The following is a 13,162-nucleotide window of genomic DNA, read 5'->3' as shown; positions in this document are numbered from 1 at the left end:
CAAGGCCCGAACAACGGCGGAGGACGGGGCACCGATCTCCCCCTCTCCCGTCCTCCGCGCCCCATCGACCGAAGAAGGTGGCGGCGGTGAACCTGCGACGCGAGGCGTTCCTCGACCGGGTGAAGGAACGCGGTGAGTACGACAGCCTGCAGGAAGCAGAACGCGCGGCCCGTGTGGTGCTCGGCCTGCTGGGGGCGCACCTGGTCGGCGAGGTGCGCGCCCAGCTCGCGGCGCGGCTGCCGGAAGACTTCGCCCTGATCCTCCTCGACCCGCTGCAGAGCGCCGAGCCGCTGCCACCGGAGCGGTTCGTCCGGGCGACGGCGGCCTGGATCGAGGGGGCCACCGAGCAGACCGCGACCTGGGACGTCAGCGCCGTCCTCAGCACCGTCGCCGATACGGCCGGTGACGACCTGCTGGGGCAGATCCTGCTCCAGCTCCCCGCGGGCTACGACCTCCTCTTCGGACGCCCCCAGCCCGCCTGATCACCCACCCACCCACCCGGTGACCACCATCCCGCCAGCAGAAAGGAAACCAGCAAGTGTTCCCCGACCCGCGCGTCCCGCTGCGGCCTGCGCCCGTGATGTCGTACGAACAGATGGTGGAGAAGGTCCGCTACGAAGGCGCCTACCCCACCCGCGAGCGGGCCGAGGAGGCCATCCGTCTGGTCGTCACAGGACTCGGGCGCCAGCTGACAGGCGAGGAGCGCGTCGAGCTCGCCGCCCGTCTCCCCCTCGAAGCCGCACGCCTCCTCACCGCTCAGATCCCCGACACCCAGCCCTTGACCGGCTGGGCCTTCGTCAAGGATCTCGCCACACGCGCCGAAGCCTCCCTGGCCACCACCCGCTGGGACACCGGAGCCGTCCTCGCCGCCATCGCCACCCTGGCCGGCCCCGACCTCCTCACCCGCATCCTGCGCCAACTCCCTTCCGGGTTCGCGCTGCTGTTCGGCCGCGCCGAACTCACCCCCGCCGCCTGAGCGCACCGTGCCCACCCGGGCCTGAGCGCACCGTGCCCACCCGGCGCCGGGCGCGTTCGTCACGGTGACGCGTACACGGGTGGCAAAGACCCCACGGGACTCGTGCCACGGGCGCCAGGGCCGCAGACACCCGTTCCCCCTTCCTGGCCGTCGATCGAGGCCCTGGTCCGCCCTGGACCGGGGCCTCGTGCTGACCGCGCGCAAGGATCACCCACTCCTCATCCGGCCGGCCGGCCGGGTACGAAACGGCCGTCCACCACCGCAGGGCGAGTTCGGTGAAGGTCGGCCTTCAACACGCTGAACTTGACCGGAAACGCATCTGGTCCAACGACACCACCCACGCGATCCACGAATCACAGACCCTGCGCATCGAGCGCGTCCACGGAGCCGGAACGTCGAGGGGATCGGACTGCTGATCCTGGCGGTCCTGATCCTCGTGAGGGCGACAGCGGCGTACGTGTGGCGGCGCTCGACGCAGCCGGGAGACTACATCCCGCTCCAGGAGGCGCGGCGCTCCCCGTCGCCGGAGCCGTCACCCACCCCGGTGCGCGGGTCCTGATCCGTCACCTTCCGCAGCCGAGGCCGCCCGTACCCGCTGCTCCTCGCGAACAGAGCCGACGTCCCGTTCCAGGGGTGTGCAGCTCACGGCTGTCGCGAGGTCCTCCAAGGCCCGCTTCTGCAGTTCCGCCTCGCGCCGCACGACCTGGCTCCGGTCCCCGGCGGTGGCGTCCTCCCACGCGTGGAGCGCCTCCTCCACGCGCCCCCAGTCCGGATTTCTGCGCTCTCGCACGGCGACTGCCGCCTGCGCGGTGTCCGCCTCCAGAGCCTCGGCGAACCGCTCCGCCTCGGAGACGAAACGGCTGTCGGCCCGCGGGACGTGGCTCTCCATGAGCATCGCCGCCCGGCCGAACCCCTTGAGCGCCTCCTGCGCCTCCTGCGCCTCGCGCGACGTCAGGCCCCTGGGGCGGACCGGTTCCTGCCTGGCCCGGTCGTATGCCTCCTGCCAGGCGGCCCGTGCCTCCCTGCTCGCCAGCAGTGCCCTGCGCATGTCGGCGCGACGCTCCCGGGTCGGTTCGGCATAGCTGCGGAGCACCGCGGCCGCGTAGCGGCCGTTGGCGGCGAGCCAGTCCGCAAGCCGGCCCGGCAGCCGGGGTGTCTCCCACGCGGGGAACACCACGTAGGCCAGCATGGCCAGGGCCCCGCCGAGCAGGGTGAGCACCACCCGCTCCGGGACCGTCTGCTCCCACGCCTGTCCGCCCATGCCGAGCAGGAAGACGACGTATGCGGCAGTGAAGCACTGGGAGTAGGCGTAGCCGGTACGGATCAGCGTGTACGACAGGCCCGCCGAGACCACCGCCAGCGCGCCGGACACACGGGCGTCCGGGCTCAGGGCCCGCACCATCCCGGTGGCCAGCGCGACCCCCGCCAGGGTCCCGGCGAGACGGGCCACCGCACGCGCGTACGTCCGGTGGAAGTCCGGCCGCATCACCATCACGGAGGCGATGGGCGCCCAGTAGCCGTGGCCCAGAGGTAGCCGGGCGGCAATCAGATAGCCGAGCGTGGCCACCGCCGCCAGGCGGACGGCGTGCCGGAACACGGGCGAGTCCCGGCGGAGCTCACGGCGGACCGCCCGGACGACGACCGGGACCAGCCGCAACATTGTCGGGCGCACCAGGAACTGGGAGCCCGCGGGGCCGGGCGGCCTGGGCGTCCTCCCGCGCGCGCCGCCGCTCCTGGCGATCTCCAACGCCTCGCCGAGCAGTTCCACGAGCCGCTCGGCGGCCTGCCGCGCGGGGCCCTCCAGAACCTCGTGCTCCTCGTCGACACGCAAGACGTCCGCGCTCCCGGGCGGCACCTCGGCGGGAGTGCCGCGGCGGATCGAACGGGCGGCCGCGTCCAGGACATCGGCGGCCGCGTCGAGCAACTCCCGCGCGCGGTCCCGCCCGGGGCCCTCCGCCGGGGCGCCGACGTCCGGGTCGGCGAGCGCGGCGACGACCGGCCGAATACGTTCGGCGAGTCCCCGGGGGCCGTGGAGGACGGGGGGACGGGTGCGGGCCTGTGCCGGCGTCACGGCGGCCGCGTCCCGGGCCGTCATCAACGGCTCCGGGTCGAACGGGGCGGTCGGGTCGTGCCGCAACCGGCGTGCGTAGTCCGCCACGGCGGCCAGGGCGTCGGCGAGCGCGTCACGATGCGCCCCCCAGCGGCGGATCGGGAACAGCAGGATCAGCACGGCCTGTGTCACGCCCCCGAGTGCGATGACCCCGGCGTGCTCCAGGGCTCGCCCTACGCTCGTGGGCAGGGTGATGGTCACCAGCATGCTGCCGACCGTCGTCGCTGCGACGATCCCGGCGGTGGAACCGACGGCCCACGCCATCCCCGCGGCGAAGGCCCATACGGCCAGCAGTGGGAGGAACGTCACGAGTCGCCCCGCCGCCAGGTAGCCCACGAAGGTGCTGAGCGCCAGACCCGCGCCCGCGCCGAGCGCGATCACCTTGCGTGGACGCCAGGTGCGCTGGAAGGTGGCCCCACCCGCGGAGTAGGCACCGAGGGCGGCGGACGCGGCATACGCAGGGGAGACCAGCCACAGCGTCGGCCCGACGACGACAGCCACCCCAACTGCCGTGCGCAGCGCGAGCAGGGGCTCCAGCCGCGTCTCCTCGATCGTGAGCCCGGATCGCACGACCTCCCCGAAGGTCCGCAGCCACGTCACGGGTGTGAGCCTAGCCGGAACACCCTGCCGGGTCGCGTCGGCCTGGTTGAGGTGCGGCAGCCGTCGGGCAAGGAAGCCCTCCCCCACACGCCCCGGGAACAGGCCGGAGGCCGCAGCCGATGGACGGTGCTGCCACTGCGGGCACTGCTGAGCGTCCGCCGTCCGTCCTACCGGGCCGGAGCGCGGGCAATCGCCGTTGGATCAGATCCGGCCGGAGCGCTGGCGATTGCCCCCAGCCCCCGCCGGAGGACGGGCAGATCGCCGCCCGCCTGTTTCCTCCGGACCGGTCCGGAGGAAACAGGCGGGACGGCTGCTCCCGGGTCTCTTACCGCTTGTGGCCGTTCCCGTGTCCGTTCGGATGCAGGACCACCTTGGTCCAGCCCTCGTCACGGGCGTCGAAGTGCTCGTAGGCGGTGGGGGCCTCGTCCAGGCTGAGTTCGTGGGAGACGACGAAGCTCGGCTTCGCCTTCTCTCCGGCGATCAGATCCCGCAGCGCCCGGTTGTACCTCTTCACCGGCGCCTGCCCGGTGCCCATGTGCTGGCCCTTGAACCACATCATGCCGAAGTCGATCGGGACCTTGCCCTGAGCTTCCAGCTCCCCCTGGGCCTCCGCGCCGCCGGGGTCTTCGGGCAGGAACACGCCCACCACGCCGATGTCGCCGGTGAACCTGACCGAGTCGATCAGGCCGTTGAGCGTGAGGCTGGCGTCCTCGTGTCCCTCGGGGTCGTGCGCCTGGTATCCGACGCACTCACAGCCGTTGTCGGCACCCAGACCGAGGGTGGCCTCCTTGACGACCTCCGCCGGCTTCTGCTCGGCGGTGTTGATCGGGATGGCCCCGATCTCCTCCGCCTTGCGCAGCCGGTCGGGCTGGTAGTCGGCCACCCAGACGCGGCCGGCGCCCTTGAGGACGGCGGAGTAGGCCGCCATCAGCCCGACGGGGCCGGCCCCGAAGACGATCGTCTGGTCGCCCGGTTTGACGTGGGCCATCTCGGTGGCGTGATAGCCGGTGGGGAAGATGTCGGAGAGCATCACGTAGTCGGTCTGCCGGTCGGCGGCGTCCTCGCCCAGACGCAGCGCGTTGAAGTCGCCGTAGGGCACGCGCAGCAGTTCCGCCTGGCCGCCCTGGTAGGGGCCCATGTCGGCGAATCCGTAGGCGGCTCCGGCGAGGGCCGGTTCCGGCTGCATGGTCAGGCAGTAGTTGGTCAGACCCCGCTCGCACTGCTTGCAGAAGCCGCAGGCGATGTTGAAGGGCAGAACCACATACTCGCCGACCTGGACCTTGCGGACGGCCGAGCCGACCGCCACGACCTGGCCCATGTTCTCGTGTCCCAGGGTGCGGCCGGACTCGAACGAGGTGCGGCCCTCGTACATGTGCAGGTCCGAACCGCAGATGTTGGTGGTGGTGATCTTGACGATGATGTCGCAGGGGTGTTCGATCTTCGCGTCCGGTACGTCCTTCACGGTGACCGTTCGCGGGCCTTCATATACCGCTGCTTTCATGATCGCTTCCTTCGGTGCCGCGGCCTGACCGCAGCACGGGTGCGATGGAGAGGGCGTACCGAGCCTGACTCCCGGGAGTCGGTGCGACGGGGTCCATGGCTCCGGCATGCCTCTGTGGGCCGTTCACCCGGTTCAGGTGGAACGGTGGTGCCACCGTGGGCCTGGCCGGCAGAGCTTCGGCGCTCCGGCGGCGTGCCGTCCGAGTCCCCGTCGGCCCCCGACGCGAAACAGCCACGCACCGGTCGATCAGCGAAATCTTGTCGCTCTCCAAGCCCGATCCCAGCAACACGGTCGTCCTCGACGAACACGACCTGGACACCATCGCCACCGCCGACTGGGTCATCGACCTCGGGCCGGGCGGCGGCGACGCGGGCGGGTGGTCGCGGCGGGCCTGCCGGCCAAGGTGGCGAGGGCCCGCCGCAGCGCCACCGCGCCCTGTCTCGCGGCCCGGCTCGCGCGCTCGTGACGACGGCGCGAGGGGCTGAGCACCGGTCAGCCGGGCTCCGGGCGCAGGGTCGCGCGCGTCGCCATGCTGCGTTCCAGCTTGTGCGGATATCGCTGACGAGGTGTCCCGTCTGGGCCCATTCCACGATGAGTTCGGCGACGTGGCGCATCTTGATGTCGACGTGCTGGGAGATCTCCCGCAGGACGTCCCGGCCGTCATCGGCACGCAGGCCGGCCGGCGTGACGACGATGCCGATCGCCCTGATCGCGGGCCCCGGCCACATGCTGGTGGGCGCGGCAGACCGTGGAATCGACGCTCAGGTCCCACGTGCACCGAGCGCCCAGGTCCCGCCTCCCAGCCGACCGGTGTCGCATGCGCCGCAGGGAGGTCAGGAGGGGCGAGCGGACTGCGCCGAGAGCGCGCCGGGACCGGGTGCGCGGTCGCGCAACGCGACGGCGACCGACACGACGGCGCCACAGGAGAGGACCGCCGCGAAGCCGATCATCGCGGTCTGCACGGCGAAATGCCGCAGGGCGATGCTGAACAGGACGGAGGGCAGGCCCATGCCCAGGTACGCGACGACGAAGAACACGGCGAGGACGCCCGCGCGTGAGGCGGGCTCGGCCACTGAAACGGCACGTTCGACGCCTCCCTTGAACAGCAGCCCGGAGCCGGCTCCCGACAGGGACACGGCGACCAGGTAGAGCCAGAGCACCGGGTGGTAGAGGGCGACGGCGCACAGGACCAGGCCGACCGGGAACACCACTGCCCCCACGGTCAGGACCCGGGGCAGTGGGAGGCGCCCCAGTACCAGTTGGGCGGCCGCCGCGGAACCGAACATGAGGAAGGCCGCCAGGCCGACCACGAGGTGCGAGTCGGTGTGCAGGGTGCCGTGGAGCACGCTCGCCCCGAGGGAGGAGATCAGGCCGAGGATCGCGAAGGCGAAGGCGCCCAGCGCGCCGGCCGCGCCGAACGTCCGCCCGCCGCCGGGGCGCAGGACGAACCTGCTGGGCGGTTCGGCCGCGGGCAGCTCCAGGTCCACGGTCTCCGGGGTGGACAGCACCAGCACCAGGCACACTGCCATGGCGAGCGTGAAGATCGCCTGGGTGGTGATCAGGGGCGTGGGAAGCCATTCGGCGGCGGCTCCGGCGACCAGGGGCCCTGAGGCCAGGCCGCCGAGGTTGGCCGCGGTGGCCACGATGCCGGGCAGTACCGCACTCGTCCGTTCCGGACGGGCCTCGTGGTGCAGGTCGTGCAGGTACGTCGTCGCGGTCGAGGCCATCAGCCCCAGTGCGACACCGTTCAGGATCCTGCCCGCGATCAGCCCCGGCAGGTCCCGCCACACGATCAGTACGACCGACGCGACGATGCCGACCAGCAGCGCCGGGACGATGACGCGGCGCCGGCCGAGCCGGTCCGACAGGTGTCCCAGCCCGAGGAAGGCGGCCGCTGCGCCCACGACCATCGAGGCGTACGCCACCGTGACCGTGGTCGCGCCGAAGTGGTCCCGGGCCTCGTACAGCGGCCACAGCGGGGTCGGCGCGGTACCGAAGGCCATCAGCACGGTGAAGGCCACCGCGACGAACCAGAAGCCGGTCGTGTGCGAGGCACGGCGCCGGACGGGGGCGCGGCGCGGAAGGTCGGCGGGAGCGGGTGCGGGGATCCGGTGGGTCGGGTCGCCGGGAGCGTCGGCTGTGGGACGGCTCAGCGGCGTGGGAACGGCAGGCAGGGGTACCCCTCCTCGGGCGGAAGTGGATGGCGTTTTCCATCCTCCTCACCAGCGGGGATCAGTGCCAACGAATGTTTTTGCTGGGCTCGAGCAATGCGAGTGATACTTCTCGTGTGGAGCTACGTCAGCTGGAGCACTTCATCGCGGTCGCCGAGGAGCTGAGTTTCACGCGTGCCGCACGTCGGCTGCACGTGGTGCAGTCGGGGGTGTCCGCCGCGATCCGCTCCCTGGAGCGCGAGCTCGGCTCCGCGCTGTTCGAGCGCACGTCGCAGCAGGTCCGGCTCACCGGGGCGGGCGCGGCGCTGCTGCCGGAGGCTCGGGCCACCCTGCACGCCGCCCAGGCGGCCCAGGACGCCGTGCGCGCCGCACAGGACACGCTGCGCGGCACGGTGAACGTGGGCGCCATGGCCTCGGTCGAGGTGGTGGATCTGCCTGCGCTCCTCGGGCAGCTGCACGCGCGGCATCCGGCGATCGACGTCCGGCTGCGGCTGGCGACGACCGGCTCGGCGGGACTGGCGCACGCGTTGCTCAGCGGGGACCTGGACGTGGCCTTCCTGTCGCTGCCCGAGCACAAGCCCGCCGGGATCGACGCACGGGAGCTGGCCACCGTGCCGCTCGTCCTGGTGGTGGGCGCCGCGCATCCGCTCGCACAGCGGGGGAAGGTGGCACTTGCGGACCTCGCGGGGGAGCCCTTCGTGGACTTCCCGCCGGGTTACGGCAACCGCGAGGTGGTCGACCGGGCGTTCGCGGCGGCGGGGGTCGTACGCCGGGTGGCACTGGAAGTGCCCGACATCGACATGGGGGCGGCACTGGTCCGGCACGGTCTGGGCATCGCCTTCCTGCCCGGGTTCGCCGTTGCCCGCACCCCTGGCCTGCACGTCCTGGACGTCAACGGCACCATGCTCCGCTGGAGCATGCATCTCGGCACGTCGTCGACCCGGCGGCCCAGCTCGGCCCTGGGGGCGCTGCTCGACCTGGTCGACCTCCACGTCATCGCACTGTGACGCCAGGGCCGCGATGTCCTGGCGTCACCCGTCGGTGGTGTCCGACCCCCTGCCTCCGACTCGCTCCGGCCGCGACATCTGCCGCGGCATCCGCCGACGCTCACGCTGCCGTCGTCCACAGGCGGCGTCGGACACCTTCTCGGCCCCCTCAGGGCTGGTAGTTCTGGCGAGGCATCAGCCGGGGCCGCCCAGCACGATCTTCCACACTCGGGTCGCCACCTGGAGGTTCAGCCGGTCCTCGACGTTCGCGAGGTCGTTGCCGCTGATGTCACGGATGCGCTGGAGCCGATAGCGCAGCGTGCTGCGGTGGATCGCGAGGGATTCGGCGGTCTCGTCGTAGTTGCCGCCGCAGTCGAAGTACCGGGCCAGGGTCTCCACCATGGCCGCGTGGTGCCGGGAGTCGTAGTCGATGAGCTGCCCGAGCCACTCGTGGACGAACGTCTCCAGTTCCCGGTAACCGTTGCCAGGTCCCAGGATGCGGTAGAGGCCGAGCTCGTCGAAGAACATCGTGCCGTAGCGCTCGCGGGAGTGGCGGCGCACTTCCAGGGCGCGCTGCGCCTCCTGGTAGTGGTGGGGGATGTCGGTCAGGGAGCCGCAAGGGGCGCTCACCCCGATCGTCCCGGACCGTGTCCCGGTCTCCCGGGCGAGCGCCTCGTACAACGCGCGGGCGTGCGGCCTGTCGTCGGCGACCAGGACCACGTGGTCGGAGCGTCGGGTCAGCAGCGAACGCATGCCCACGCCAGCAGCCGCCCGCCCCACGGTCTGCGCGAAGGAGTCGTCCGCAGTCCGGTTCGGCCACTGCACCACGACGATGTAGTGGCTGCGGTGCAGGTCGTGTCCGAGTGCTTCGGACCGTGCGTAGGCGCTCGCCTCGTCCGTCCCTGCCAGGAGGTCGTCGACCAGCTCGCGGTGCAGCCTCAGCTCCACTTCGGCCAGATCGCGCAGGTGCGTCAGCTCCGGGGCGAGCGACGCGGCGGCGTGTTCCAGCGCCAGCACGGTATGCTCGTCGGCCTCGTCCCGGGCATCGACCAGGGCCAGCACGCCCAGGATCTCGCCGTGCGGGCGGACCAGGGTGAGCAGCCGGTCCTTTATCCGCACCGGCCCGGCCTGACGGGCGACGGCGTGCAGCATTTCGTCCTGGCGCACGGGGTCCGGTTCGGGATAGGGGTCGGGGCGGCTGGGGCCGGTCCAGGACCTCAGCCGACCGAAGCGGTCCTCGACCAACGCGGGCAATCCCGTGAGTCTGTGCAGTGCGCGGGTGATGGCTTCCTCGCCGCCGCTCGAGGCAGCGACGTCGGCCATGAGCGCGTGAACGGCCCGCTGGTACCCGAGCTCGGCCACGACCGAGATCAGCTGCCGCTGGAGGGATGTGCGTTCGTCCCTGAGCCGGTGCAGCTCCAGCGCGTCCTCGCGTTGGTGGCGGTGTGCGAAGGCGACTGACAGTGCAGCAGCGGTGTGCCGGACGATCGTGGCGAGCAGGAATCGCTCGGCCTCGGATGGCCGGGAGCGGGACGTCACCACGAGGTAGCCGTGGAGTCCCTCAAGTCCGCGTAGCCCCAGGGCCCGGCCCCAGGGCCTGCCGGGTACGGTCACCGGGCCGTCCTGCCCGGCCAGCTCCCGCACCCTCCGGCCCATGGCCAAAGCATGCGTCTGCCCGTTCCTCGGGCTGGGGACCAGGTCGTCGTCCTTCTTGAGGTATCCGGCCTCGGCGCGGTATGGCCCCGCGGCGGCAATGTGGTCCATGGCCAGTCGCAGGATCTCGTCTTCGTCCGGGGCGTCGAACAGGGCGCGGGAGAGCACCATCAGGTCCAGGGCGCGGGAGAGCACCACAAAGTCGCGGGGGTCATGGTCGGCTGGCGTGCGAGCGGGTGGGCGGGGCTGTCTGCGCGCGGCCGGGGGGTGCCGCCGGGCGCTGCCCCGCGAAAGGCTGCCCACCCCGTCGGGGCAGCGGTGGTACGGGCTGCGCGTCCGGCTGCCGGCCATGGGATCACTCCGTTCTCCCCGAGCCTTCAGGGAGGCGAGTGGTATTTCGCGTACCCGATCCGGGCTGGTTTATACGAGATGTCCGGATTCTTTGTCTCGTACTCGTGGGGCGACCGGACCCGTGCATTCCTGACTCGCCAGGCGCAGGCGTGGAGCCACCCGGTTCGTCACCCTGGGGAGTGCCCGAGACCCTCCGTGCGCACCGGTGGGAAACCGGCGGAGGTCCCACCCCTGCCTGAACGAACGTGATCCGGAGAGTCGACGCGGGCGCCGTACCGGGAGGAGTTCCTCATGGCCAAGGCAGTGGGCATCGACCTGGGCACCACCAACTCGGTGATCGCCGTGTGGGAGGGCGGCGAGCCGTCCGTCGTGCCCAACAGCGAGGGCAACCGCACGACACCGTCCGTGGTGGCCTTCACCGACACCGGGGAACGTCTGGTGGGCCAGTTGGCCCGGCGCCAGGCGATCCTCAACCCGAAGGGCACCATCTACTCGGCCAAGCGGTTCATCGGCCGGCACTTCGACGAGATCTCCGAGGAGGCCAGGGCGGTGGCGTACGACGTCGTCGAAGGCGACGGCGGGGCGGCCCGCTTCAAGGTGCGCGACAAGCTCTACGCGCCTGAGGAGATCAGCGCACAGGTGCTGCGCAAACTCGCCGACGACGCCTCCAAGCAACTGGGGGAACGAGTCACGGAGGCGGTCATCACGGTGCCCGCCTACTTCAACGACGCTCAGCGCACCGCCACCAAGGACGCCGGACGGATCGCGGGACTGGAGGTGCTGCGGATCATCAACGAGCCGACGGCTGCCGCGCTCGCGTACGGCATGGACAAGAAGGAGCACGAGACCGTCCTCGTCTTCGACCTGGGCGGCGGCACCTTCGACGTGAGCATCCTCGACGTCGGCGACGGCGTGGTGGAGGTGCGCTCCACCGCCGGCGACAGCCACCTGGGCGGCGACGACTTCGACCGGCGTCTGGTGGATCACCTCGCGGACGACTTCCAGAAGGAGAACGGCATCGACCTGCGCAAGGACCCGCAGGCGCTGCAACGACTGTTCGAGGCGGCGGAGAAGGCCAAGACCGAGCTCAGTTCGGTGACGCAGACGCAGGTCAGCCTGCCGTTCATCACCGCCGACGCCTCGGGCCCCAAGCACCTCACCGACTCGATCATGCGGTCCACGTTCGAGCAGATCACCGGCGACCTGGTGGAGCGCTGCCTGGGACCGGTCCAGCAGGCGATGGCCGACGCCAAGGTCGGCGAGAGCGACATCGACGAGGTCATCCTCGTCGGCGGTTCCACACGTATCCCGGCGGTCCAGTCCCTGGTCCGCCGACTGACCGGCGGCAAGGAACCCAACATGAGCGTCAACCCCGACGAGGTCGTGGCCCTGGGCGCCGCGATCCAGGCCGGGGTGCTCAAGGGCGAGGTCAAGGACGTCCTGCTGCTCGACGTCACGCCCTTGTCGCTGGGCGTGGAGACGCGCGGCGGAGTGATGACGAAGATCGTCGAGCGGAACACCACCATCCCGGTACGCCGCAGCGAGACCTTCTCCACTGCGGAGGACAACCAACCGGCCGTCGATGTGGTGGTGCTGCAGGGCGAGCGTGAGTCCGCGGCCGACAACCGCGTGCTCGGCCGGTTCCAGCTCACCGACATCCGGCAGGCGCCGCGGGGCGAACCACAGATCGAGGTCACCTTCGACATCGACGCCAACGGCATCCTCAACGTCAAGGCCCGCGACCGGGACACCGGCAAGGAACAGGGCATCACCATCAGCGAGAGCTCCAACCTGGACCGCAGTGAGGTCGAACGCATGGTCCAGGAGGCCGAGCGCAACCAGGGCCAGGACCATGCACTCCGCGAGGCCGTCGACGCCCGCAACGAACTCGACGCCATCGCGTACCAGGTCGAGAAGCGCCTCGCCGAACTGGGCGACGCAGCGCCGGCGCACGAGAAGGCACGCGCCGAGATGCTCGTGTCCGACGCCCGGGCGGCGGTCAAGGAAGAGGCGGGCGTGGAGCGTGTGCGGCCCCTGACCTCCGAACTCCAGCAGGTGCTCGCCGGGCTGGCGGCCCATCAGGGCGCCGCTGCCACGGGCGGTCCCGGCCAGGACGCCGCCACCGGTGGTCCCACCGGCGGTGGTGGCGGTGACGACGACGTCATCGACGCCGAGTTCGACAAGGGCTGAGGCGCGCCATGCCCACCTACCCCCAGGAACCCGACCGGGCAGCGTCGGATCCGGTCGAACCGGTCCCGGAAGGCGCCGTACGCCCTCCGCGCGGGGATTTGCCCCAACCGGGCCCGCCGACCCGGCCGGAAGCGACGAACGGCGAACCGGGACCCGACGCCGCCGGCCCCGCGACTGCCGAGGACGAGTACACGACCGCGATCCAGGAACTGGAGGACCGCTGGCGGCGCGCACTCGCCGACCTCGACAACCTTCGCAAGCGCCACGCCAGGGAACTGGAGCGCGAACGGGCGGTCGAGCGGTCCCGCACGGCGGCCGCCTTCCTGCCCGTCCTCGACAACCTCGAACTCGCCCTGACCCACGCCGGCGCCGATCCGGGCGCGATCATGGAGGGCATCCGGGCCGTACGCGATCAGGCGGTGAACGTCCTGGAACTGCTCGGCTACCCGCGGCACGCGGAGACCGGCGTCGTCTTCGACCCGGCCCGGCACGAGGTGGTCGGCGTCGTCCAGGACCCCGACGCCCCACCGGGCACGGTCGTCGAGGTGCTGCGCCCCGGCTACGGGGACGGCGACAGGCAGCTCAGGCCGGCCGCGGTGACCGTCGCGAAGCGGGAGTGACCGG

General features: G+C 71.6%; 9 protein-coding genes and 1 pseudogene. 6 read left to right on the top strand and 4 right to left on the bottom strand.

Annotation, left to right across the window (positions count from 1 at the left end):
* Positions 1-86 precede the first annotated feature (86 nt).
* Positions 87-482 carry a DUF2267 domain-containing protein gene (locus ABZ642_RS25625; protein WP_360488458.1) on the top strand — a complete coding sequence of 132 codons (396 nt, stop codon included), beginning with the start codon at positions 87-89 and terminating at the stop codon, positions 480-482.
* 98 nt (positions 483-580) lie between these two features.
* Positions 581-976, top strand: coding sequence for a DUF2267 domain-containing protein (locus ABZ642_RS25620; RefSeq protein ID WP_360488599.1), 396 nt, complete (start codon positions 581-583; stop codon positions 974-976).
* A gap of 532 nt (positions 977-1,508) precedes the next feature.
* Here the strand turns inward: ABZ642_RS25620 and ABZ642_RS25615 are convergent.
* Positions 1,509-3,686 carry an FUSC family protein gene (locus ABZ642_RS25615; RefSeq protein ID WP_360488455.1) on the bottom strand — a complete coding sequence of 726 codons (2,178 nt, stop codon included), beginning with the start codon at positions 3,684-3,686 and terminating at the stop codon, positions 1,509-1,511.
* Between the two features lie 325 nt (positions 3,687-4,011).
* The gene (locus ABZ642_RS25610) at positions 4,012-5,187 is read right to left on the bottom strand and encodes a glutathione-independent formaldehyde dehydrogenase (protein WP_360488452.1); all 1,176 of its coding nucleotides are present in this window, start codon (positions 5,185-5,187) and stop codon (positions 4,012-4,014) included.
* Between the two features lie 284 nt (positions 5,188-5,471).
* Here ABZ642_RS25610 and ABZ642_RS25605 point away from each other — a divergent pair.
* A pseudogene (locus tag ABZ642_RS25605) lies at positions 5,472-5,653 on the top strand (hypothetical protein); the annotation flags it as partial.
* A gap of 367 nt (positions 5,654-6,020) precedes the next feature.
* On the opposite strand, the gene ABZ642_RS25600 reads toward ABZ642_RS25605, so the two are convergent.
* Positions 6,021-7,208: an MFS transporter gene (locus ABZ642_RS25600; RefSeq protein ID WP_360488449.1), complete on the bottom strand. Its 1,188-nt coding sequence runs from the start codon at positions 7,206-7,208 to the stop codon at positions 6,021-6,023.
* Between the two features lie 266 nt (positions 7,209-7,474).
* Between ABZ642_RS25600 and ABZ642_RS25595 the strand changes: the two genes are divergently transcribed.
* Positions 7,475-8,365: a LysR family transcriptional regulator gene (locus ABZ642_RS25595; RefSeq protein WP_360488446.1), complete on the top strand. Its 891-nt coding sequence runs from the start codon at positions 7,475-7,477 to the stop codon at positions 8,363-8,365.
* A gap of 174 nt (positions 8,366-8,539) precedes the next feature.
* Here the strand turns inward: ABZ642_RS25595 and ABZ642_RS25590 are convergent, their stop codons facing one another.
* Positions 8,540-10,348 carry a helix-turn-helix domain-containing protein gene (locus tag ABZ642_RS25590; protein ID WP_360488443.1) on the bottom strand — a complete coding sequence of 603 codons (1,809 nt, stop codon included), beginning with the start codon at positions 10,346-10,348 and terminating at the stop codon, positions 8,540-8,542.
* Between the two features lie 291 nt (positions 10,349-10,639).
* Between ABZ642_RS25590 and dnaK the strand changes: the two genes are divergently transcribed.
* The gene (dnaK, locus tag ABZ642_RS25585; RefSeq protein ID WP_360488440.1) at positions 10,640-12,538 is read left to right on the top strand and encodes a molecular chaperone DnaK; all 1,899 of its coding nucleotides are present in this window, start codon (positions 10,640-10,642) and stop codon (positions 12,536-12,538) included.
* An 8-nt stretch (positions 12,539-12,546) separates the two neighbouring features.
* Positions 12,547-13,158: a nucleotide exchange factor GrpE gene (locus ABZ642_RS25580; RefSeq protein ID WP_360488437.1), complete on the top strand. Its 612-nt coding sequence runs from the start codon at positions 12,547-12,549 to the stop codon at positions 13,156-13,158.
* Positions 13,159-13,162 lie beyond the last annotated feature (4 nt).

This window comes from Streptomyces sp. NPDC007157 (assembly GCF_040634235.1).
Classification (GTDB): Bacteria; Actinomycetota; Actinomycetes; order Streptomycetales; family Streptomycetaceae; genus Streptomyces.
The sequence above is the reverse complement of the archived record's forward strand: the minus strand, read 5'-3'. Positions and strand labels throughout refer to the sequence as shown.

Coding starts and splice junctions, on each gene's coding strand:
- ABZ642_RS25610 (WP_360488452.1), bottom strand. CDS start 5,187: ATGAAAGCAGCGGTATATGAAGGCCCGCGAACGGTCACCGTGAAGGAC.
- ABZ642_RS25590 (WP_360488443.1), bottom strand. CDS start 10,348: ATGGCCGGCAGCCGGACGCGCAGCCCGTACCACCGCTGCCCCGACGGG.
- ABZ642_RS25580 (WP_360488437.1), top strand. CDS start 12,547: ATGCCCACCTACCCCCAGGAACCCGACCGGGCAGCGTCGGATCCGGTC.
- ABZ642_RS25620 (WP_360488599.1), top strand. CDS start 581: ATGTCGTACGAACAGATGGTGGAGAAGGTCCGCTACGAAGGCGCCTAC.
- dnaK (WP_360488440.1), top strand. CDS start 10,640: ATGGCCAAGGCAGTGGGCATCGACCTGGGCACCACCAACTCGGTGATC.